Consider the following 22318-nt stretch of genomic DNA (forward strand, 5'->3'; position numbering starts at 1 on the left):
TACCCTTAAATCCAACCCCAATCTCCCCGCCACATCCCCCACCGTTACCCGATAATTCAAATCCTCTATTGACTCAATTAGTCTGGTGTTTACACTCATGTTCTCTTTTTCCTCTCCTGCCCTTGTTTTTTTTTCTCCCATTTTAATTCAATACCTCATTTCCCAGAGTTTCTTGACAATAGCATTTTTTCTTTGTTAAAGTGAGAGAGAGGGGTTGGACGGCGGGTGTGGAGACCGCCAGGACACTGGGGCTGAGAAGAAAATAAACAAGAATAATTGTCAAAAAGAGGGGAAAGAAATTGCGCAAGGAGCAGTTGTAAGAAATAATGGTCTATAAGTGGGAAGAGAGAAGAGGAAGAAAGATATATGACAGAAATAAGGGAATTAGAAAGTCAATTGAAGAGTCTAGGAGAAAGGGCAGAGAGTGAAATAGAAGAAGCAGATAGCTTATCGAAGTTAGAGGGGATAAGGGTAAGCTACCTGGGGAAAAAGGGGAAAATATCGGTGATAATGAAAGAAATGGGCAGACTGTCGCCGCCTCAGAGGCCTCTTTTGGGGGCAATAGCCAATGAAATAAAGGAGAGAATACAAGAGAAACTGAAAAAACAACAGGAGAAAATCCAAGAGAGGGAAATAGAAAAGAAAATAAAGGAAGAAACCCTGGATGTGACAATGCCGGGGGTAGGGAGACGACTGGGAAGAATACACCCCATCCAAAGTACAATAGACCGGATTGTAGACATATTTGTAGGGATGGGGTACACAGTAGCGGAGGGGCCTCAAATAGAAACGGACTATTACAATTTTACGGCCCTAAACACTCCCGAAGACCACCCGGCAAGGGATATGCAAGACACCTTCTATTTTGAGGATGGGACTTTGTTACGCACCCACACATCTTCAGTACAAATACGCTACATGGAGAAGCATAAACCCCCCATTAGAATTGTAGCACCGGGGAGAGTGTACAGAAGGGATACAGTAGATGCCACCCATTCGGCGGTATTTCACCAGGTAGAAATCTTAGCAGTGGGGGAAGGGTTGACCTTTACCGACTTGAAGGGTACTATTAAAGAGTTCCTCAGGAGGATGTTTGGGGAGGATTTGCCTACCGTCTTTCGCGCCAGTTATTTCCCGTTTACTGAACCTTCTGCGGAAGTAGATGTACAATGGCAAGGGAAATGGCTTGAGGTCCTCGGTTGTGGTATGGTAGATCCTAATGTGTTAAAGGCGGTAGGATACGACCCGGAAAAATACACCGGTTTTGCTGCAGGATTGGGGGTAGAGCGTTTTGCTATGATACTCCACAAAATAGATGATATTCGTCGCCTCTATCAAAGTGACCTCCGTTTCCTGCGACAATTCTAGAGTCTACTAGTTTGCGGATTTATCATTATTTCCGCCATTTTGCTTCCCATAGCTTCCCCCTGGCAACGGTCCCATTTTCTTCTATCATTCTTTCCAGGATTAACTGCCATAAGGGGGGAGTCTGTGTTTCTAAGTGTGATTATACCTACATACAACCGCCTTAAAATCCTCAAAAAATGTATCCAAGCCCTAGAGAATCAGGATTTCGACCCGGACTTGATTACTGGATATGAAATAATAGTGGTAGACGATGGGTCCACTGACGAGACAGTATCCTGGTTAAACGCCCAAAAAGCCTCGTTGCCACATGTGCGTCTTTTGTGTCAGAATCATCTGGGGCCTGCTGCAGCCAGAAACCTAGGTGTGGTAAATGCTAAAGGGGATTGGATTGTTTTTATAGATAGTGACTTGGTGGTAACCCCCTCTTTTCTCCAGAGTCATGCTCAAACCCTCCTTTCCGCCCAGAAAAAACTAGGACACGATCGCATTTTCACCTATGGCTTGGTTATAAACACCTGCAACTTTGATAATCCTACCAGTGAACCTTTTAAAATTACAGACTTTTCTGCCGCCTATTTTGCTACCGGCAATGTAGCAATTGCCAAGAAGTGGCTAATCCAGGCAGGTTTGTTCGATACCAGCTTCAGGGAATATGGTTGGGAAGACTTGGAATTGGGGGTAAGATTAAAGAAGCTAGGCTTGAAATTGATTAAATGTCCTTCAGCAGTTGGTTATCATTGGCATCCCCCCTTTACTCTCCAACAAATTCCCCGGTTGATCGAAAAAGAAAAACAAAGGGGCAAAATGGCAGTACTATTCTACCAAAAACATCCCACCCTTGAAGTACGCCTTATGATTCAGATGACTTGGTTTCACCTCCTTTTGTGGGGGTTTCTCTCTTTTGGCGGCCTACTCAACGAAAATACCCTTAAACCCCTCCTCCAATGGCTTATCCACATTGGTAAACCACAACTGGCTTTAGAGATTGCCAGAATCTTCCTCAACTGGTATCAAGTCTGTGAAGTATATCGTAATTATAAAATTATTCAGGTAAAACACTGAAACTGCAAAAAAAAATAAGCAAACAGAATTTGTCCCTATAATACTCTTAGACGAAAATAAGCAAACTCAAATAACAAACATAGATAAAACAATAGGGAGGAAACCTTAATGATAGTAGTCGGTTTTATTATTGGTTTTGTGCTGGGCGCCGCCATATTATGGTTTATCAACAGGGAGAAAAAGTCTTTGCAGGAGGTAGAGGCGGAAAAACAAAAAGCCCTAAATGAGGCTGAACAAAATTTTGAAGCCCGAAAACAAGAATTAATCGCCTCTTTACGGGAAGAATACGCCGCCGAGGCCAATCAACAATTAGCTGAAGTCCAAAGGCAACTAGAAGAATATCAGAGTCAGCTTAGTGAATTGCAAGCCAATAAAACATATTTGGAATCACAAATAGAGCAGCTCCCTCAATTACAGAGTCGTATTGCCGAATTAGAAGCCCAACTTGCCAACGCCCACAATCAGTTGACTGAAAGTAATAACCGTTGTGCTTTTTTGGAGAATACCATAGCACAATTACAACAACAACTGCAAATACAACAAGAACAATTCCAACTACAAATCACCCAACTACAAGAATCCTTCCAAGCAGAGAGGGAAGAATACGAGCTACAAATTCAAAACCTAAGGGAAACCATTGCTGCCTCTAGTAACCCTCCTGTAGAAGAAATTGCTACAATGCCACCAACACCGCCGCCGATGGATGAGGAACAATATGCATCTCAGGCTACAGAAGAGATACTAGAGGAAACAGCGGAGGAAGATGCCCCCAGTTTTGCTATAGAAGCTAGTGAAGAGTCAGCCTCCGATTTCTCCCTCGAATCTCTTCCTACACCCACACAGGCAGAAGAGTCTGCTTTTGAAGAATTTGAGTCTCCTACACCCCCACCCCAGGTAGAAGAGTCTGCTTTTGAAGAATTTGAGTCTCCTCCTCAGCAGGAAGCAGAGGAATTATTGGATTTTGGCGAAGCAGAGAGTGAAAGCGAGTTTGAATTATTTACCCCAGAATCAGGGGTATCTGCCACGGCGGCTGAGGAAAGGCTGGAGGATGAATTGGATGAGGAAGACATTTTTTCCCAGCAAGCAACAACTCCCCCCACCGAAGACGAATCTGACGACTGGCCTTCCGCATCCCAACCCTCTACTTCTTCCCAAGACGATGAATTACTACTAGAGGAAACTGCTGATGAGGAGGAATTATATTTTGACTTTGAACAATCCCCCGAATCGTCTACTAGTTCGTCTAGTTCGTCTGCAGGAGAAATACCCCCCGATTTGATATTAGAAGAAGAGTCGGACGATAATGACGAGTTTGAGTTTTCCTTTGATGTAGGTGAGGGCCAAAATGATAACAATGGACACTCAGAGGAGGATTTGGACTTGGACAATCTCTTAGAAGATAAAGAAGAAAAAGAAGACAAGGAAGAGGGGGAATAAAGGGGGGTTTTTTAGGGAGACGAGTCGACAGTTGACAATTTTTTCCTGATTTTTAAACGGTTGCGACTGTCTGGGAGACGCTCATAACTCAAATCGTCTGCTATTTTCTTTAAAATCTCAATGCCTCTCCCACTATCCCTCCACTCCTCCTCCGACTCCTGCCTTATTCTAATGGATTTAAGATCAAAAGGGGAACCACAATCCCATATACTGATGGTAATTTCCTCTTGGTTTAAGTCTATTTCTATCTCTATTGGCGTGTCGGCGGGTTTATCCTTATGAGCGTGTTTCACCGCATTGGTAAACCCCTCAGCTAATGCTAGTTGACACTCCAGCCAGTCTCTCTGATCAATCCAGTTTTGCCTCATTTTGTCAAATTGAGACAAAACCTCCTCCAGACAATTTAAATCACTCCTAACCTCGAAGAAAGCCTTGTAACGAACCTTCAAAGCCAGCCAATCCCCTATTGCTCCTGTTAGTGTCTACTTCTAATTTACACCAATTTATGATAGAATCATCCCCCCTACTATCCCAGTACCTGTCCCCGTTTATTGGCTTGTGATTGTTGTACAGGTTATGAGTGAGGGTTTATAATTGTAAACCCCTACCCCTAGTACCAATATGACTTACAATTCCCCCTCTCTATTCTATAACTGGCTCAATTATAAGTGTGCTTATACCTGTTATAATCCTGATTCCTCTTCCAGTCACGCCTTGGTTTTGATTCATCCGATAGGCGTAGGATTGTCCGGTGTGTTCTGGAGAAAATTTATCCAGAAACTACAAGAATACTCCTGCTCTTTTCCCATTTATAATCCAGACTTGTTAGGCTGTGGGAATAGTGACTTGCCTCGTGCTGCTTATGACCCCAAGGATTGGGCTTCTCAGCTCAATTATTTTATTAAAAATGTTGTCAAAAAACCAGTTATTTTGGTTGTACAAGGGGGCTCTTTTCCTATTGCTATTTATCTTTGTGCCGGGGATTTAAAGTGTGAGCAAGTTGAGGGGCTAATCCTCTCCGGCCCCCCCGCTTGGAATGTCATCACCACTGCGGGAAACCCAAGAATTAGCAAATTGGTTTGGAATCTATTTTTTGACAGTCCTTTTGGTTTTCTTTTTTATCAATATGCCAAGACGAGAGGCTTTATAAAGTCCTTTTCCGAAAAACAACTATTCGCTATCCCAGAAACCGTTGATGACCAGTGGATTTCTATGTTAGAGCAGGGCGCCAAAAACGATAAAAAACGTTATGCAGTCTTCTCTTTTCTGGCTGGTTTCTGGCGGAAAAATTACGAATATTTAATCAAGCAGATTGAGAAAAAAACCTGGATTTTAATAGGGGAAAATGCTACAATAATAAGTAAGAATGCCCTTCAGGAAAGTCCGGAGGAGAAGCTAAAGATGTACACACAAAATATGAAAAACGCCGGGGGGAGAATAATAAGAGGGAAAAATGTGCTCCCCTACGAGTCTGCAGAAGATTTTGCCAAAGAAGTTATAAATTTCTACCAGGAAAACTGGGGGAAAGCATAACAAAAAATCAGAGTAGTGTGGGGCGAAAAATAAAAAAAGAAAAGGGAAAAAATGGAGTTTAAAAAGAGAGAACTGAGCAAACCCCCACCAAAGCCCCCCAGAACACTGCTATGATAAAACAAATAGTTCAAGATCTACTGAGTTCAACAGAATCTAAATGTTGCGGATAATCACGGACTACGGGGAAGCACGACAAGAATTACAAAGGATTAGCGATCGCAATTATCATGAGCACATAGAAGAAAAATGGGCTTTGGTAAGAGAAATTATCGCTACAGTGAGAAAAGAAGGCGATCGGGCTGTTCTGGCTTATACCCAAAAATTTGACGGACAACTAATCCCCCCCGAGAAATTAAAGGTAAGTGGTTCGGAAATAGATGCCGCTTATCAACAAATCTCCCCCGACTTGCTCCAAGCCATCAAACTGGCAGCCAAGAGAATTGAAGCCTTTCACCAACAAAGGGTGCCAAAGTCCTGGGTGCAATTTGCCGAGGATAATGTGGTACTAGGACGACGTTATACCCCCGTGGATAGGGCGGGATTATACGTGCCCGGGGGTAGAGCCTCTTATCCCAGTACCGTCCTAATGAACGCTATCCCGGCTAAGGTAGCACAAGTGCCTAGGATTGTTATGGTAACACCCCCTGGTACAGATGGTAAAATCAATCCTGCCGTCTTGGTGGCTGCAAGTGAGGCGGGAGTGACAGAAATATACCGAGTAGGCGGCGCTCAGGCCATTGCCGCCCTGGCCTATGGCACCGAAACTATTCCCCGGGTGGATGTGATTACTGGCCCAGGTAACATCTATGTCACCCTGGCTAAAAAGGAAGTCTATGGCCGGGTGGGCATTGACTCCTTGGCAGGACCCAGTGAAGTACTGGTAATTGCAGACCATACTGCTAATCCGGTGTATGTGGCGGCAGATTTACTGGCACAAGCGGAACATGACCCCATGGCGGCCGCAATTCTCATAACTACCTCCCCCAACCTGGCTCAACAAGTCCAGTCAGAGGTGGAAAAACAATTGGAACACCACCCCCGTCGCACCCTCACGGAAAAGGCCATTGCCCACTACGGGGTGATAATTGTTACAGAAAGTTTACAACAAGCTGCTGAATTGTCCAACCTGTTTGCCCCTGAACATCTCCAACTGGAAGTAGAATCCCCTTGGGAACTGTTGGAACATATTCGTCACGCGGGGGCAATATTCATGGGCAGTTCCTCCCCTGAGGCGGTGGGGGACTATCTGGCTGGCCCCAACCACACCCTCCCCACCTCTGGTGCCGCCCGTTATGCCTCCGCCCTGGGGGTTGAAACTTTTATGAAGTATTCAACTGTTATAGAATATAGTCCCGTAGCCCTCCAAAAGGTGTCCAAGGCAATTATAGACTTGGCTACGGCAGAGGGACTGCCCTCCCATGCAGACTCTGTGAGATACAGGCTCAAACCCTTAGAAACGGGCAATTAGAAACATGTATGACAAGAATATTTTGATTATCGGAGCCAGTGGGGGCATTGGCTCGGGTTTTGTCTCCCAACTACTCCCTAGAGAGGATACTGGGCTGTTATTTGCCACCCATCGCTCCTTTTCTGTTACACCTTCCAATTTGTCCCAACTGTTGCAACAATTCCCGGAAAAGTTGAATCTGATACCGGTAGACGTCACCAGGGAAGAAGATATAAAAAACTCTGTAGCATTAATAAAAACAAAAGTAGATAAACTTCACTTGGTAATAAACTGCGTGGGTATCCTCCATGAGGAAAAGCTGCAGCCGGAAAAAAGTCTAAAACATATCAACCCCCAAAACCTCATGCGCTATTTTGAGGTGAATACCATCCCTACTGTGTTGTGGGCAAAGCATCTACTCCCCCTGTTTAAACACCCCGAAAGAACCGTTTTTGCCGTCCTATCCGCCAAGGTGGGGAGTATTGAGGACAATAGGCTGGGGGGATGGTATGGCTATCGCGCCTCCAAGGCTGCCCTGAATATGCTGGTCAAAAATATTGCCATAGAATACAACCGAGTGACTCAAAACACCATCGTCGTCGCCCTCCACCCGGGCACCACTAATACCCGTCTATCTGCACCCTTTCAACACAGTGTGCCTCCGGAAAAACTGTTTTCCGTGGAATTGTGCACCAAACAACTACTGTCTGTCATCGAAAAACTCACCCCCTCCGCCAATGGTCACTTTCTAAGCTGGGATGGTAGTATTATCCCCTGGTGACTAGATTCTTGCCACCCCTGTCTCCCTTGCCGCTTGTTGCACGGCAGCCGCCACAGTGGGTACCACACGCGGGTCAAAAACAGAGGGGATAATATGTTCCTTGTCTAAAACACTGGGTGGCACAAGTCCAGCAATGGCCTTAGCCGCCTGCAAATACATGTCGGTGGTAAAGGCAATGGCACGACAATCCAATGCCCCTCTGAACACCCCCGGAAAAGCCAAGACGTTGTTAATCTGGTTAGGATAATCACTCCTGCCAGTAGCCACCACTGCCGCTATGTCTCGGATTAATTCCGGTTGAATCTCGGGGATGGGGTTGGCCATGGCAAACACTATTGGCTGCGCTGCCATGGTTTTAACCATCTCCGGGGTTAGAACCCCAGCAGTGCTAACACCAATGAATACATCTGCCCCTACCAAGGCGTCTGCTAGGGTGCCCTCCTGAGCCACGGCAAATAGGCGTTTTTCTTCATTCAAATCTGGGCGCCCTTTGCTGACAATCCCTCTAGAATCACATAGGATAATATTCTCACAGTGAGCCTGTTGCAGGAGACGGGCAATGGCGATGCCAGCAGCACCAGCACCGTTGATTACCACCTTCACCTTCGTCATCTCTTTGTCTACCAGTTTAAGGGAATTAATCAATGCCGCCATGGTCACAATGGCAGTACCATGTTGATCGTCGTGGAAGATGGGCACATCTAACTCCTCTTGCAGCTTTCTTTCAATCTCAAAACACTTCGGCGCGGCAATATCCTCCAAATTTACACCCCCAAAGGCAGGGATAATATTTTTCACCGTTCGGATAATCTCTTCCGCATCCTGGGTAGCAAGACATATGGGAAAAGCGTCAATATCCGCAAACTGTTTGAACAACATGGCCTTGCCTTCCATTACTGGCAACGCCGCCTCTGGCCCTAAATTCCCCAGTCCTAATACCGCACTACCGTCAGTCACAATAGCAACACTATTACCCTTGATGGTAAGGGAGAATACCTTTTCAGGAGCCTCCTCAATAGCCTTACAGATGCGTCCCACCCCTGGGGTATAAGCCATGGCCAAGTCGGCACTGGAGTTGATGGGGATGCGATTTTGAATATGAATTTTGCCCCCTCTATGAAGGTCAAAGGTGCGATCGCTTACATGCAAAACCTCTACATCCTTCAAGGCTTTAATGGCCCTAACGATCTGTTCGGCGTGTTCAGTACTAGAGGCGTCAATTTGTAACTCCCTTTTGACGGTTTTCAGGTTTCTCTCAATTAGGGATATTTGTCCTAAATTGCCCCCCGCCTCCGCTATTGCCTTGGTTACCTCCGCTAATGCCCCAGTGCGGTTTTTTAACTCCAAGCGAACTGTTAAACTAAAACTGGGACTAGGACTTAGATTCCAATCAGTCATCTTCTATTCCCCCTTTTTGTTAGCAACACGTCTCTTGAATTTTACAACTATATGCCCCCTCCGGAGCAAATGGACTGTATGTTATATAATATTCAGAGGAACCCTCCTCGAAGAGTTTTTTCCATCGGATTACGAGCAAACACAAGGAAAAGCCTGTGTATCAAATATCTGAAACCAACAACTGCCAATTGGACTTAGACGCCATCAACCAAAAACTCGCCAACGCCACCGCCAGTGAGATAGTCATCTGGGCAAAGGAAGAATTTGGCAAACACCTGGTGTTGAGCACCAGTTTTGGTATTCAATCGGCGGTGATGTTGCACCTTGTCACCCAAATCATACCAGACATCCCCGTTATCTGGATAGACACTGGTTATTTACCCAAGGAAACCTATCTGTTTGCCGAGGAATTAACCAAGAGACTCAACCTCAATCTGAAGGTATACCAGTCCGAGTTGAGCCCTGCACGGATGGAGGCCCTCTATGGTAGACTATGGGAGAAGAAAGACCTAGAATCCCTCAATCTCTACGATCGTATTAGAAAAATAGAGCCCATGCAGCGGGCCTTGAGGGAGTTGAACGCCAAAGCCTGGTTGGCAGGTTTAAGACAAAGCCAAACGGAATTCAGACAAACCCTCAATTTCGTCAACAAACAGGGTGAGCGTTATAAGATTCTACCCATCCTCCGCTGGACTTCTAAGGATGTCTACGAGTATCTGAAGAAGCACGATCTACCCTACCATCCCTACTTTGAGAGGGGATATGTTACAGTGGGGGATTGGCATTCCAGTCGTCCCCTCAGCCCCACTGATGCCCATGAGAGAGATACCCGTTTTCATGGTATCAAACAAGAATGCGGTCTACACTTGCCCACCAGCTTTGAGGAGGCTCAAAGTCTCGATTCTAGTCAGTTGTAGTCCTACAGGTGTAATTTAGATAGGGCCTGCAAAAAGGCGTCATTCTCCCTTTGATGGCCAATAGAAATCCTCAAGCCGCCACCAGTGTGTCTAATATGGATTTTATCCCTTTTTAGCCGTTCCATGACTAGTTGGTGTTTTTCTGGGTTATCCTCTCCCTGCCAACGGAGATATAGGAAATTAGCACAACTAGGCCATACCCTAAACTGTTTATACTCCCCATGACTAGTCAGAATTTGGTATACTCTTTCTCTCTCCCCTATTATTTCCCTCACCGATGGAAGTAGCAAATGACGATTTTCCATCACCAACTGAGCGGCCAATTGGGAAAATGCAGGTAGATTATAGGGAAGTCTAATTTTTTCCAACACCGCGATGACTTCAGGATGAGCGATGGCATATCCCACCCGGTGAGACGCCAGACGGAAGGCTTTGGAAAAGGTACGTAATATTAACCAGTTGGGGTGGAATGGTAGTTGTGACACCAGACTTTGTCCACTAAACTCGTAATAAGCCTCGTCTACTACTACCAGAATATCCTCGGGTAGCCCTTTCAGCCACTTGATTTCCTCCCCTGTTAAACAATTGCCAGTTGGAGAGTTGGGATGCACCACAAAAACCACCCTTACTGGTGGATAATCCCCCCCATAAACGGCTCTATTTGCCCTGTCCAAATTTATAGAAAAATCCTCCTCATTTCTCTCAACAAAAACCACATTTATTCCTAGACTTTTGGCCAGAATAGCATACATGGAAAAGGTGGGATTGGCCACTAAAACAGATCCCCTGTTGTTCAAACAGGTGGCAATCAAAACCGAGCGGATTAATTCATCAGAGCCATTGCCTACAGAAATGTTATTAGCATCAAATAATCCGGGATTACTATTCCCCTCATTTACATACTCTGCCAGAAGATTTTTTAGGGTTAAATGACCGCCGTCAGGATAACGATTAGTCTCAATATAATCCTCATAGTACTCTGCTAATTTTTCTTTTAATTCCTGGGGCAAATCATAGGGGCTCTCATTAGCATCTAAACGCACCGAATCTCTGGCGGTTTGACTGGGAGCATAGGCGGAAAGGGAAAACAAATCGTCTCTCAAAAATGACAGTTTATATTCTCTCATATTTTATCATCATTGGGGATTCCCAACAGTGGCATTCCTAACAAACAACTGAAGAAGAAACAGTGACCTTATCACGGTTTAGAAGAGGAAAATTTAAAGACTCTCTTTGGGCCAAATACAACTCGGCAACCTGGCGTGCCAAATGACGAATACGGGCAATATAACGAGTCCTTTCGGCAACAGAAATAACCCCCCTTGCATCCAACAAATTAAAACAGTGAGAGCACTTGAGTATATAGTCTAAACTGGGAACAACAAGATTCTTTTCTATCAGCTGCTTTGCCTCCTCCTCATACAAAGCAAAAAGTTTGAACAACAAGTCGGGATTGGAAGCCTCAAAATTGTAAGTGCACTGTTCAATCTCCGCCTGAAGAAAAAGGTCACCATAAGTGATTTTATCATTCCACTTAATGTCATAAATGCTGTCTACATCTTGCAAATACATAGCCAGTCTTTCTAAACCATAGGTGATTTCTATGGATACCGGCTTACAGTCAACCCCCCCACACTGCTGGAAGTAGGTAAACTGAGTAATCTCCATCCCGTCCAGCCATACTTCCCAACCCACCCCCCAGGCGCCCAAAGTGGGAGACTCCCAGTTATCCTCCACAAATCGAATATCATGCTCCTCAGGATGGATACCCAACGCCTTCAACGATTCCAGGTAAATGTCCTGAATATTGTCTGGAGAAGGCTTAATCAACACCTGATACTGGTAATAGTGTTGTACCCTATTAGGATTCTCCCCGTAACGGCCATCAGTCGGTCTTCTACAAGGTTCTATGTATGCTACAGCCCAGGGTTCAGGCCCAATGGCCCTTAGGAAAGTATGAGGGCTCATAGTGGCCGCCCCTTTTTCCGTATCATAGGGTTGGGCTATCAGACAATTCCTCCTACTCCAAAAATCATTCAAACAGGCTACGAGCTCCTGAAAAGTAATAGTCATGAACTCAATAAGATAACAGCGGGGCAGTTCCGATTATACTATCCCTCAGGGGCAAAATCAATCCGCCTCCCCCCCCCTTGTCAGTGTCGGGAAAATGTGTTATAATCCCTAAATGTCATGGTTAGGCAGGATAGCTCAGTTGGTAGAGCAGAGGACTGAAAATCCTCGTGTCGGCGGTTCGATTCCGCCTCCCGCCATTTTTCATCTCGTATCATTTTTTGTATTGTACCAGGGGATTCGACCCTCTGACCTTTGACTGAAGAGGTAGTCTATAGGCGGGGTTTCGGCATTGCACTAGACTGTAACGCTACATATAGAGATTCGCCGAGGGGGGTATTATATTTCTAATAATGGTCCAATAAGGGGGGCGGGTTAGGGGATTCGACAGCTGTTTGTTGAATTGTTGAAACACAACCCTTGGGGCATAGGGGCTATGTTGTGTGTGATATTGTGTATATGGTTTCCGACACTTACCCCGCCAGGCAAATGTCCCCCGCCAGTGATTCCCTAGCATGAAGTTTACACCTTGTCAAGAGGGCGGGTGTCCATTAGAAGCAAAAAAGGGGCCATGGCGGTTTTTTCCCTTTTAGCCATGCATGGGGTATTCTTACACAATCCTCTCTTCCCCTTCCCTCCTCCTTTGTTTCCTCTTTGCCATTTTTTTCTTCAATGCTAATTTCTTCATTAATACCCCCATTTTCAACCGAGACTGTTAATAAATATTATCATTTTGTTTGTGAAGGCACGCTGTGGAGGCACACCTAGGGGCCTTTGGGAGGGAAAAAGACAAGGCAAAATCTCACCCGCCCCGCTTTTCCCTTGAAATCTATCTCCTCTCGTTCCCTTAACTACACTACAAATCGGGGGTATTTTATTCGCCTTCTATTTGCCAAGGATACCCCCTATCGTCTCAACTTTTAAACCATATAATTGAAAAATTTTTTTAAAAAACCTGAGTGGCGGTATGCCAGACAGGTGCAAAACCAGGATGCCAATATAACAGGCTATTGCCTCGGGTTTCAGGACGGGAAAAAAACAAAAGTTGGAAAAAGGCGGAAACCACGCTGAGGGAAAGGGAAATCTGTTGTCTCGTCGTCAGAGAAGGCTTTATAATCTCAAGTTGGGGAGTAAAGCTGTCGAAAAAGGAAAATGATTTTCTGGGAAGAGTGGCTAAACCAACACCCCATTGTGAGTTTTTTTTTAAGTCATCCCGTTATGGGGATAATTCTTCTCATTATCCTTGTCTATTTAATAAGCTATTTGCTTCAGCAAATACCCAGGATTATTATAAATTTATTGTGGAGAATAATAAAACTGCCCTTTTGGCTTTTGGGGTTATATTTTGACGGGGAAAAGGGTGATAAACAAGTGGTAGAAAGAATAGGAGAAATATCAGCAAAGGAGGAAATACAGGGAGAATTAATGAAAACTATAATAAAGAAGCTGGAGGATATTGAGGAAAAGCAGACGAAAATCTTGGAAGCTTTACTGAAGGAAAAAAAATAACCAAAGGCTGGTAGAAAAGACAAATAGAGATATAATCAAGCAACGATATGGGGAAGGTAGAGAAAGGGCAATATAAGAGAAAAATATAGGTGTTCACAGAAATGCCTCCAGAGAAAAAAATCTCCCTCTGCCGGCAACTGTGATTACAGACGTGGGTGAAAATAGACAAGTTGTGGGTTGGATTACAGTTAGAGGGATTTTGTGGGCAAAAAAATGTCTTAAGTTTATCTATGCTGATGTATAGGCTTCTGACAACTGCCACTATCACCTCACACCACTACCTCCCCAAGGCAACCCTATCCCATTTGGTGGCGGGATTTAGGTAGATAAATCCCTAAATCCTATCCCCCTATATCCTATATCCTCTGTCGGTTTCTGATAAAATTAATAACAACGGGGAAATTAAGTCTATGAAGCCTAGCAACGAAGTTATTGTGGATGGCATGCTGATGGTAAAAATACCACCCCAAGAGGCAGAGGCTGGAGAGAATAAAAGAAAGTGAGGGGGGTAAAAATCTCTGATAAAGACTACCACAACTTAGCCAATGCTGCCATATACAAAAGGAGGAAATGGGGAAACTAGTTAGTGACAATAAGGTAAATTCTAGCAAATGCAGGCATACTGGGATGTGTCTGGAAGTGGCAATAGTGTGGGTGAAAAGAAAGATATTCTCGGGGGTGTGAAGAATAAAGAGGAAGTGGTATTAAGCCGCTTCTGGAAATTGTGGGATGGAGGCTATTAGTTGACGGGTGTATTGTTTTTGTGGATTGTTAACAATTTGGTCAGCTGTAGAGATTTCCTCTATTTTACCCCTATTCATGACCATGATTCTATCACTGAGGAATTTTACCACGCTCAAATCATGGGAGATAAAGATATATGTCAAGCCGAATTCCACCTGCAATTGTTTAAGAAGATTCAAAACCTGTGCTTGAATGGAAACATCTAAGGCAGAGACACACTCATCACAGATAATCAACTGGGGATTTAAGGCTAATGCCCTAGCGATACAAACCCTCTGCCTCTCGCCACCCGACAGCTGATGGGGATAACGGTTATACCAGTCGGGGTTTAAACCCACTCTCTCCAATAAGTATCTTACCCGCTCTTTTCGTTTTTGACTATTACCACCGACACGATGAATTATCATTGGTTCGATTATTGTATCACCAATAGTCATCCGCGGGTTGAGAGAATTGTAGGGATTCTGAAAAATAACCTGCATTTCCCGTCTAAGTCGACGACAAGTCTTACTTGCAGGCGGTATAGCTGTCAAATCGACTCCTAAAAACTCAATTTTTCCCTCCACAGAGGGAATAAGACGTAAGATACTTCTTGCCAGGGTAGACTTACCACAACCAGACTCCCCCACCAAACCGAGAGTCTCCCCGGGAAATAGTTGAAAACTTACACCATCCACTGCCCAAAAATACTCTTTCTGCCAAAAAGGGGTATGCTTTTTCCTATAGCCTACCCTCAAATTCTCTACAACCAAGAGAGGCTGGCTCAATTTTACTTCCTTAGGTTTAACATCAGCTGTGGAGTAAAAAGACACAGTATTCCTGTTTGCCAAAAAATCATCAACGGTGGGGAGGTAAACACGAGTTTCGTTTAAACGGGGACGACAGGCTAATAACCCCTTAGTATAGGGATGAGTGGGATGGAAAAGAATCTCCCTGCTATTACCATATTCTACTATTTCCCCCCCACGCATCACAGCGAGACTGTCTGCCATATTAGCAACGACGGCTAAATCATGGGTGATAAAAATCAAAGACATCTGCCGTCGCCTACACAATTCCTTTAACAAAGACAAAATCGTAGCTTGAACTGTAACATCAAGCGCTGTAGTAGGTTCATCGGCAATGAGGATTTGGGGATGACAGGCAATTGCCATTGCTATCATCACCCTTTGTAACTGACCACCACTCATTTCATGGGGATACCTGGCCAGTATAGCACGTTTTCTCTGATTGATGTATCTTTGAACCTGTTTAGGGGTAGGAGGCGTTTTGTGGGGTTGGCTTAAAAATTCCACCGCCAATTCCTCATCACTAGGCAATAGTTGGACTTCTTGTAACAGACTAATTGCTTGTCTTTTTGCTTCCCTGACACTAACCGACTGGTGAAACAAAATTGCCTCTGTGATTTGAAACCCAATGTTGTATACTGGGTTCAGGGAGCTCATGGGCTCTTGAAAGATAATAGCAATCTTACCACCATTTAGCTCCCTTCTTTTGCGGGGGGGTAGATTAAGTAAATTCAGTGGTGGGTTTTCCTCTGACTCTGACTGGTAAAATAAAATCTCCCCTGTCACTTTGGCGTTGGGGGGCAGCAACCCCATTATAGCCAATGCTGTAACTGATTTTCCTGACCCGGACTCCCCTACTATTCCCAGTATTTCCCCTTTTTTGAGGGAAAAACTAATTCCCTTCAAAGCCAAATCCCCTTCCCCACCCCTTTTTGGGAAAGCCACCCGCAAGTTGTTCACCTGGAGGACAGTCATTTGTTTTCTTTCCCTCTCCTTACAACAATGAGGGGCTACTCACCCTATAACCCCATATAGGAATTCTATTCTAGGAATTTTACAACGCCACATGGGCCCACCTATAAGGGGTAGAGACAACTAACGGACTGCGCCATACCGTCCCCCCCAAATTGTTATTATAAGGCCTATAATCCTCTGGCCTTAGCACACACCCACCATTGGCCACCATGATAGCAAAAAAACTAAAAAAAGCAAGCCCCCCAGATATGGACGGCAAGGGCCACCATTATAGCCTCCATTGTTACAGAAAAAGGAGAAAAAAGCAAGGGGGGTATGGGGGCTTGTCCCTACCCTGAGAGGGAAGAGATTGCATTTTTGGCCATGTTGGCGATGGCCTGGTCAGTAGCTTGAGGTAGTTGATAGTAGTTTCCGCCGGCGTGTTTAGCGATTTCCTTGCCGAAGCCGGTGGAGACAAATTTCTTCTCCGTGTCGATAACCAAGAGTTTGAAGCCGAGGGCGCGAATTTTAGAGGCAATTTCCAGTAATTCCGCCTTAATATCCGGTTTTTCACCTTCAGGGATAGTCTCCCCCAAAGAGCGTGCCAAGGGGACATTACCACGGCCGTCGGTGATGGCGACGATTACCACCTGGCCGATGTCACCGGACATTTTCGCATTTAGGCCTACATGTACTGCCTGGGTGAGGGCATGGGATAAGGGAGAACCCCCTCCACAAGGCAGGGTTTCCAGACGGGAACGAGCCATTGTAATAGAGCGTGTCGGTGGCAGCAACACTTCTGCCTTTTCCCCACGGAAGGAGATGAGAGCCACTTGATCCCGGTTTTCATAGGCGGAGGTCAACAGACGCATGACTGCCCCTTTTGCTGACTGCATGCGGTTTAGAGCCATAGATCCGGACGCGTCCACTACAAATATAATCAGAGCCCCGGCTTTGCGAGCGAGACGTTTTGCCCTCAAATCCTGCTCTTCGATGATTACACGGCGGCCTGGATGGCGCAGACGACGGCTTTTTTGGTAGGGGGCAGCGGCTCTTAAAGTTGCATCTACAGCGATTCTTTTCACCTTCCCCTTGGGCAGAATTGGTTTGACATAGCGTCCTCTGTCATCGGTGAGGATGATATTGCGGCTGCCCGACTTCCCTTGTCTTTGTAACTGTTGGGCAAACTGTAGTATTTTAGGGTCTAGGATTACCCCTTCCACATCAAAGATAAACTCCTGGGGTATACTTGGGGCTTGTTGAGATTCATTCTCATCTTCTCGATTCTTGTCCTCCTCCTGCTGGTTGTCGTCTTCTCCCTGAGGTGGGGGAGGTGGCGGCGGGGTAGGGGGTTGTTCTAGGGGATTTTGTATTACTGTACTACGAGGTACTATAACCAATTCCACGGCCAGACGCAAATCGTCGGCATTGACGACATCACGTCCAGCCAAGGCGGCAGCTGCTTTTGCCACCTTAACGGCAAAAATTTCCGCCCGATGTCCTTCTACTTGTCCTCTGATAGCCTCTTGAACCAGGTATTGTAATTGTTCTCGGGAAATGAGGACATCTTTAAGCCATTCCCGTGCTAGGATTATATCAGTCTTCAGATTTTCCAGTTCCTCTTGGTATTGAGCTAGGAATTGTTGGGGATTGGTGGAATAGTCAATTGCCCTTAAGACTGCCTTTACCCTTTCCTCGAGGGGTAGACTGTCATCTGCCACTTCCCAGATTGCTATTCTATCGAGAAGATGTGGACGCAGGGGGCCTTCTTCCGGGTTGTAGGTAGCGATAAGGATAGGCTTGCAGGGGTGACAGAAGCTAATGCCCTCCCTTTCCAGTTGGTTTTTCCCCTCTGTTAGGACAGTTAATAGTTGGTTAGCGATTTGGTCATCCAGCAGATTTATCTCATCTACGTATAACACTCCCCGATGAGCCTTTGCCAACAATCCCGGTTGGAATACAGGATAGCCCTTTTTCACCGACTCTTCCACATCTATCGAGCCTAACAGACGGTCTTCCGTGATTCCCAGGGGTATTTGGACGAAGGGCGCTTGTATCACCTCAGTAGGTATTTCTTCTGGGCTTACATGGCCATACTGCTGCCAGGTATCATCATCCCATTCTTCCGGCTTGTGGGGGCTACAATTGAAGGGATTACCCTTAATCACCTCGATGGGTGGCAGTAGGGAGTGGATACCCCTAGCCAATACGGATTTGGCAGTTCCCCTCCTTCCTGCGATAGCCACTCCCCCTATTCCTGGGTCTACCGCCGCTATTAGCAAGGCCGTTTTTAATCTCTCATGCCCCACCACCGCCGTGAAGGGGAAATTCAGATTCAGGTTTGCGTTTTTTGCCGTTGCCGTTGATGACACCATGTTTTTCTTCTTCCGTCTATTCCCTCCTATTATCTTATGCCAACATTCCCTTGACAATGGGAGGGCAGGCCTGCTAGGATGGGGGAGAGGATGGGGTCTTCGGGCCTAAAACTATAGGCCCGCCTTTTGTCTGGCCTGAGGTTTAGTGAAAATGATTGTTGACAAGAAGGGGGGAAACCAGGTAGTTAACCAAGGGCCTGGAGAAGGGCATCGCCCATTTGTTTACAGCCGACGAGACGACAACCAGGAGACATAATATCGGCAGTGCGATAGCCTTGAGAGAGGACAGTGGATACGGCCTGTTCCATGAGGGAGGCGGCAGAATCTTCTTGAAGGCCATAGCGAAGCATCATAGCGGCACTGAGGACTTGGGCAAGGGGGTTAGCCTTGTCTTGTCCAGCGATGTCAGGGGCAGAGCCATGGACAGGTTCAAATAGGCCCGGGGGATTGCTCCCTAGACTAGCGGAGGGCAACATACCGATACTGCCGGTGAGCATAGCCGCCTCATCGGAGAGAATGTCCCCAAAGAGGTTGCTAGTGAGTATAGTGTCGAATTGTCGGGGATGACGGATTAACTGCATGGCGGCGTTGTCCACATACATGTGGGTTAGTTCCACTTGAGGGTATTTTTCCGCCATAGCTGTAACCCTATCTCGCCACAGTTGGGATACGTCTAACACATTGGCCTTATCCACTGAACAGAGTTTATTACGACGTTTGCTGGCAATCTCAAAAGCTACTTTAGCGATTCGGTCAATTTCCGACTCAGTGTAGGCCATGGTATTAACACCACGTTTTTCGCCGGTTTCGGTGGTAAAAATGCCCTTAGGTTGACCAAAATAGATCCCGCCAGTCAATTCCCTTACCACCATGATGTCAACCCCTTCTACCACTTCTCTTTTTAGGGGGGAGGCGTCAATGAGTTGAGGGAAGACAGTAGCCGGGCGAAGGTTGGCAAATAATCCCAAGGCAGCACGGATTCCCAACAGGCCGGTTTCTGGGCGTTTTTCCCGGGGCAAGTTATCCCATTTGTAACCGCCAATGGCTGCCAGTAATACGGCATCGGACTTGCGACACATCTCAATGGTTTGGGGGGGGAGAGGGTTTCCCGTAGCATCAATAGCTGCACCACCAATTAACGCCTCCTGGAAGTTAAACTCCAAATCGCACTTGTTTGCCACTGCCTTCAACACCTCCACTGCCACGGCCATGATTTCTGGTCCAATCCCATCTCCCGGCAGTAGGGTTATAGTGTACCTTCTCTTCATCAGTCCATCCCACTAATTTTGAACAACCATAACATAATACTGGCAAACCCCACACCCCAAAAATATGTTTCAATCCAATAAGGACTATTACAATATCTTCACAATAACCCCTCAAAATCCCCCGGGGGGGCATCTGAAAATCCATTCTTCGTGCTACCCTAGGGGAGAATGGTCCGTTTCCGTGTTTATTGTGTAGCTCTAAATATATAAATAGTGTTACAATTTTTTTTAAAAGGGGGGCATCTGAGAATCTATTCTTCGTGCTAGCCAGAAGAATGGTGTCTTTCCGTCCAAATTGGATTGTGAAGACACACTGGTATATCGGTTTGGAAGGACAGAAAAATAGAGGCAAGGGAACATATAGAGGATGTAGGGCCTCTAGTAAGGAGCCCAGTACCCCCGTGGGAAGCCATGGACTGGAAAAAAAGTGGTGTTGGGATTGGCAGCATTGACTGGTATTGTCCCAGTGCAGGATTGCAACCGGCCGACAACGGCCCATCCCCTGAGTCGTTATCCCATCAGGGGGCCCGGGTTAAACAACCCAAACCGCCGACGGGGCACCAGCCACAGATTTGATGGCAACAACAGACTACTCGTTGGGGGCTTGTACATGGGGTTTTAGTTGTGAGACACACTGCAGTAAGTAGAGACAAGATAAATCCCTACATGCTATCCCCCTATATCCCCTGTCGGTTTCTGATAAAATCAATAACAACAGGGAAATTAAGTCTATGAAAGCTAGCAACGAAGTTATTGTAGTAGGTGGGGGAATAATAGGCCTTGCCATTGCCATTGAGTTGCGACTAAAGGGCATTGGTGTAACGGTTTTAAGCAGAAACTATGAAGAGGCAGCCACAAACGCCGCCGCGGGGATGTTGGCTCCAAGGGCAGAAGGGCTAACGGGAGCTATGTTAGAATTGGCCCTAACTAGCCTTAACCTGTACCCCGAATGGATTAGAAAACTAGAACATCTTGGTGGGGAGAGTGCAGAATATAACCCCTGTGGTATTATAGCCCCAGTAAAACACCACCCCCACAAACCAGTGGAAAGCAGTCACAGTATATGGTTGGATAGATGTGCCCTGGAGTTTTATCAACCGGGGCTGAGCAAGGAGATAGTAGGGGCTTGGTGGTATCCAGAAGAAGGACAGGTGGCACCCCGTCGTCTTGGCAAAGTCCTGCATCAGGCGGCTCAGTCCCTGGGGGTGGACATCAAAAAGGGGGTAGAAGCCGTAGCCTTTAGTAGAGAAGGGGGGAAAATCAAAAGTATTCTCACCAAATCCGGGATATTTGCCGCTGATACCTACATTGTAGCTGGTGGCGTCTGGTCAGGAAAACTGCTACCTCTGCCGGTAACCCCTGTCAAAGGGGAAATGTTAAGTCTAAAGATGCCCCCCTCTCAACCCCTTAGCAGGGTTATTTTTGGCGAAAACACCTATCTAGTGCCAAAACAAGATGGTACCCTCATAATAGGCGCTACCTCCGTCAACACCTGGCAAGAAGGCAATACCGCTCAGGGGGTTAACGAACTTTTACAAAGAGCTATACAGTTATACCCACCCCTAGCCCAATGGGAACTGTTGGCAACATGGTATGGGTATCGCCCTAATACCCCCGACAGTATGCCTATTCTAGGCTATGGTGACGCGGCCAACTTAATCCTGGCCACAGGGCACCACCGTAATGGCATCCTCCTGGCACCTGTTACCGCCCAACTTATTGCCGAATTGGTTGCTACTGGTCAACAACCCGAGCTACTAAAACACTTCAGTTATAGACGTTTCCACTCCCCCATAACCTATGCCACCCCTGTCGCCAATAGTGCCAACTGTCGGCAAGAAGAGGAAGAAGAAGACTATCTGGTTATTGCCGGGAGGAAGTTTCGCTCTCGCCTTTTAACGGGTACTGGAAAATACAAAAGTATTGAATTGATGCAGAAAAGTGTGGAAGCCAGTGGCTGTGAAATCGTTACCGTGGCGGTGAGGAGAGTCCAAGCAAGGGAAAAGGGACATGAAGGCCTAGCAGAAGCCTTGGACTGGTCTAAAATTTGGATGTTACCAAATACAGCGGGTTGTAATACAGCAGAAGAGGCAGTAAGAGTGGCCCGTCTGGGGAGAGAAATGGCCAAAATGCTAGGACAGGAAGACAACAACTTTGTCAAATTGGAAGTCATCGCTGACCCGAAATATCTACTACCAGATCCTATTGGCACACTACAAGCAGCAGAACAACTGGTAAAAGAGGGTTTTGCCGTCCTACCCTATGTTAACGCCGATCCCCTTCTCTGTAAACGGTTGGAAGAAGTGGGATGTGTTACGGTTATGCCGCTAGGATCCCCCATAGGTTCAGGACAGGGAATTAGGAATCTAGACAACATCAGAATAATTATTGAACAGTCTAAAGTGCCAGTAATTATAGATGCGGGAATAGGCACCCCCAGTGATGCCGCTTTGGGTATGGAAATGGGGGCAGACGCCCTTCTCATAAACACCGCCATAGCCTGTGCAGACAACCCGGTGAAAATGGCAAAAGCCTTCCGTCTGGCCACCGAATCCGGCAGACTGGCCTATAAGGCAGGACGTATCCCAGTCAAATCCTATGCCCAGGCCAGTTCCCCCACTACCGGTCTGGTAAAATAAGTAACACAAACGCCATAATACAGCAAAA

The 22318-nt window shown here is 46.1% G+C and carries 17 protein-coding genes and 1 tRNA gene; 11 read left to right on the top strand and 7 right to left on the bottom strand.

The genetic code is table 11. From position 1 onward, the window contains the following. Positions 1-366 precede the first annotated feature (366 nt). The 3 genes from pheS (at position 367) to IGQ44_05740 (ending at position 3867) form a co-directional block, all read left to right on the top strand. Positions 367-1368 carry a phenylalanine--tRNA ligase subunit alpha gene (pheS, locus tag IGQ44_05730; GenBank protein HIK37472.1) on the top strand — a complete coding sequence of 334 codons (1002 nt, stop codon included), beginning with the start codon at positions 367-369 and terminating at the stop codon, positions 1366-1368. A 123-nt stretch (positions 1369-1491) separates the two neighbouring features. Continuing rightward, positions 1492-2430 (top strand): glycosyltransferase, encoded by a 939-nt coding sequence (locus tag IGQ44_05735; protein HIK37473.1) that lies wholly within the window; start codon positions 1492-1494, stop codon positions 2428-2430. 108 nt (positions 2431-2538) lie between these two features. After that, positions 2539-3867: a hypothetical protein gene (locus IGQ44_05740; protein ID HIK37474.1), complete on the top strand. Its 1329-nt coding sequence runs from the start codon at positions 2539-2541 to the stop codon at positions 3865-3867. Between the two features lie 11 nt (positions 3868-3878). On the opposite strand, the gene IGQ44_05745 is transcribed toward IGQ44_05740, so the two are convergent. Further along, positions 3879-4235 (bottom strand): ATP-binding protein, encoded by a 357-nt coding sequence (locus IGQ44_05745; GenBank protein HIK37475.1) that lies wholly within the window; start codon positions 4233-4235, stop codon positions 3879-3881. 253 nt (positions 4236-4488) lie between these two features. Between IGQ44_05745 and IGQ44_05750 the strand changes: the two genes are divergently transcribed. From IGQ44_05750 to IGQ44_05760, 3 genes are all read left to right on the top strand, one after another. Then, positions 4489-5400: an alpha/beta hydrolase gene (locus tag IGQ44_05750; GenBank protein HIK37476.1), complete on the top strand. Its 912-nt coding sequence runs from the start codon at positions 4489-4491 to the stop codon at positions 5398-5400. Between the two features lie 157 nt (positions 5401-5557). Then, entirely contained in the window at positions 5558-6868 is a 1311-nt protein-coding gene (gene hisD / locus IGQ44_05755) for a histidinol dehydrogenase (protein ID HIK37477.1), read from the top strand. A 4-nt stretch (positions 6869-6872) separates the two neighbouring features. Beyond that, positions 6873-7628: an SDR family NAD(P)-dependent oxidoreductase gene (locus IGQ44_05760; protein ID HIK37478.1), complete on the top strand. Its 756-nt coding sequence runs from the start codon at positions 6873-6875 to the stop codon at positions 7626-7628. On the opposite strand, the gene IGQ44_05765 is transcribed toward IGQ44_05760, so the two are convergent. After that, positions 7629-9026 (bottom strand): NAD-dependent malic enzyme, encoded by a 1398-nt coding sequence (locus tag IGQ44_05765; protein HIK37479.1) that lies wholly within the window; start codon positions 9024-9026, stop codon positions 7629-7631. Between the two features lie 155 nt (positions 9027-9181). On the opposite strand from IGQ44_05765, the gene IGQ44_05770 reads away from it, so the two are divergent. Then, the gene (locus IGQ44_05770; protein ID HIK37480.1) at positions 9182-9943 is read left to right on the top strand and encodes a phosphoadenylyl-sulfate reductase; all 762 of its coding nucleotides are present in this window, start codon (positions 9182-9184) and stop codon (positions 9941-9943) included. A 2-nt stretch (positions 9944-9945) separates the two neighbouring features. Here the strand turns inward: IGQ44_05770 and IGQ44_05775 are convergent, their stop codons facing one another. After that, complete coding sequence (locus IGQ44_05775; protein HIK37481.1) at positions 9946-11070, bottom strand: histidinol-phosphate transaminase; 1125 nt, start codon at positions 11068-11070, stop codon at positions 9946-9948. A 37-nt stretch (positions 11071-11107) separates the two neighbouring features. Further along, positions 11108-12016 (bottom strand): glycine--tRNA ligase subunit alpha, encoded by a 909-nt coding sequence (gene glyQ, locus IGQ44_05780; GenBank protein ID HIK37482.1) that lies wholly within the window; start codon positions 12014-12016, stop codon positions 11108-11110. Between the two features lie 124 nt (positions 12017-12140). Between glyQ and IGQ44_05785 the strand changes: the two genes are divergently transcribed. Together IGQ44_05785 and IGQ44_05790 are read left to right on the top strand one after the other, a co-directional pair. Then, positions 12141-12213: transfer RNA gene (locus tag IGQ44_05785), tRNA-Phe, on the top strand. Positions 12214-13165: 952 nt separating this feature from the next. After that, positions 13166-13522 carry a hypothetical protein gene (locus IGQ44_05790; GenBank protein ID HIK37483.1) on the top strand — a complete coding sequence of 119 codons (357 nt, stop codon included), beginning with the start codon at positions 13166-13168 and terminating at the stop codon, positions 13520-13522. Between the two features lie 704 nt (positions 13523-14226). Here IGQ44_05790 and IGQ44_05795 read toward each other — a convergent pair. The 3 genes from IGQ44_05795 to leuB form a co-directional block, all read right to left on the bottom strand. Then, entirely contained in the window at positions 14227-16029 is a 1803-nt protein-coding gene (locus tag IGQ44_05795; protein HIK37484.1) for an ABC transporter ATP-binding protein, read from the bottom strand. A 329-nt stretch (positions 16030-16358) separates the two neighbouring features. Then, positions 16359-18383, bottom strand: a complete 2025-nt coding sequence (bchD, locus tag IGQ44_05800) for a magnesium chelatase ATPase subunit D (protein HIK37485.1) — start codon at positions 18381-18383, stop codon at positions 16359-16361. A gap of 185 nt (positions 18384-18568) precedes the next feature. Next, a complete protein-coding gene (gene leuB, locus IGQ44_05805; GenBank protein ID HIK37486.1) occupies positions 18569-19651 on the bottom strand; it encodes a 3-isopropylmalate dehydrogenase in 1083 nt (360 codons plus the stop codon). Positions 19652-20062: 411 nt separating this feature from the next. Between leuB and IGQ44_05810 the strand changes: the two genes are divergently transcribed. Both IGQ44_05810 and thiO read left to right on the top strand, forming a co-directional pair. Next, on the top strand, positions 20063-20227 hold the full coding sequence (locus IGQ44_05810; GenBank protein ID HIK37487.1) for a hypothetical protein: 165 nt from the start codon (positions 20063-20065) through the stop codon (positions 20225-20227). Positions 20228-20382: 155 nt separating this feature from the next. Next, positions 20383-22290: a glycine oxidase ThiO gene (gene thiO, locus IGQ44_05815; protein HIK37488.1), complete on the top strand. Its 1908-nt coding sequence runs from the start codon at positions 20383-20385 to the stop codon at positions 22288-22290. Positions 22291-22318: the final 28 nt, after the last annotated feature.

The organism is Geminocystis sp. M7585_C2015_104, assembly GCA_015295805.1.
GTDB lineage: Bacteria > Cyanobacteriota > Cyanobacteriia > Cyanobacteriales > Cyanobacteriaceae > DVEF01.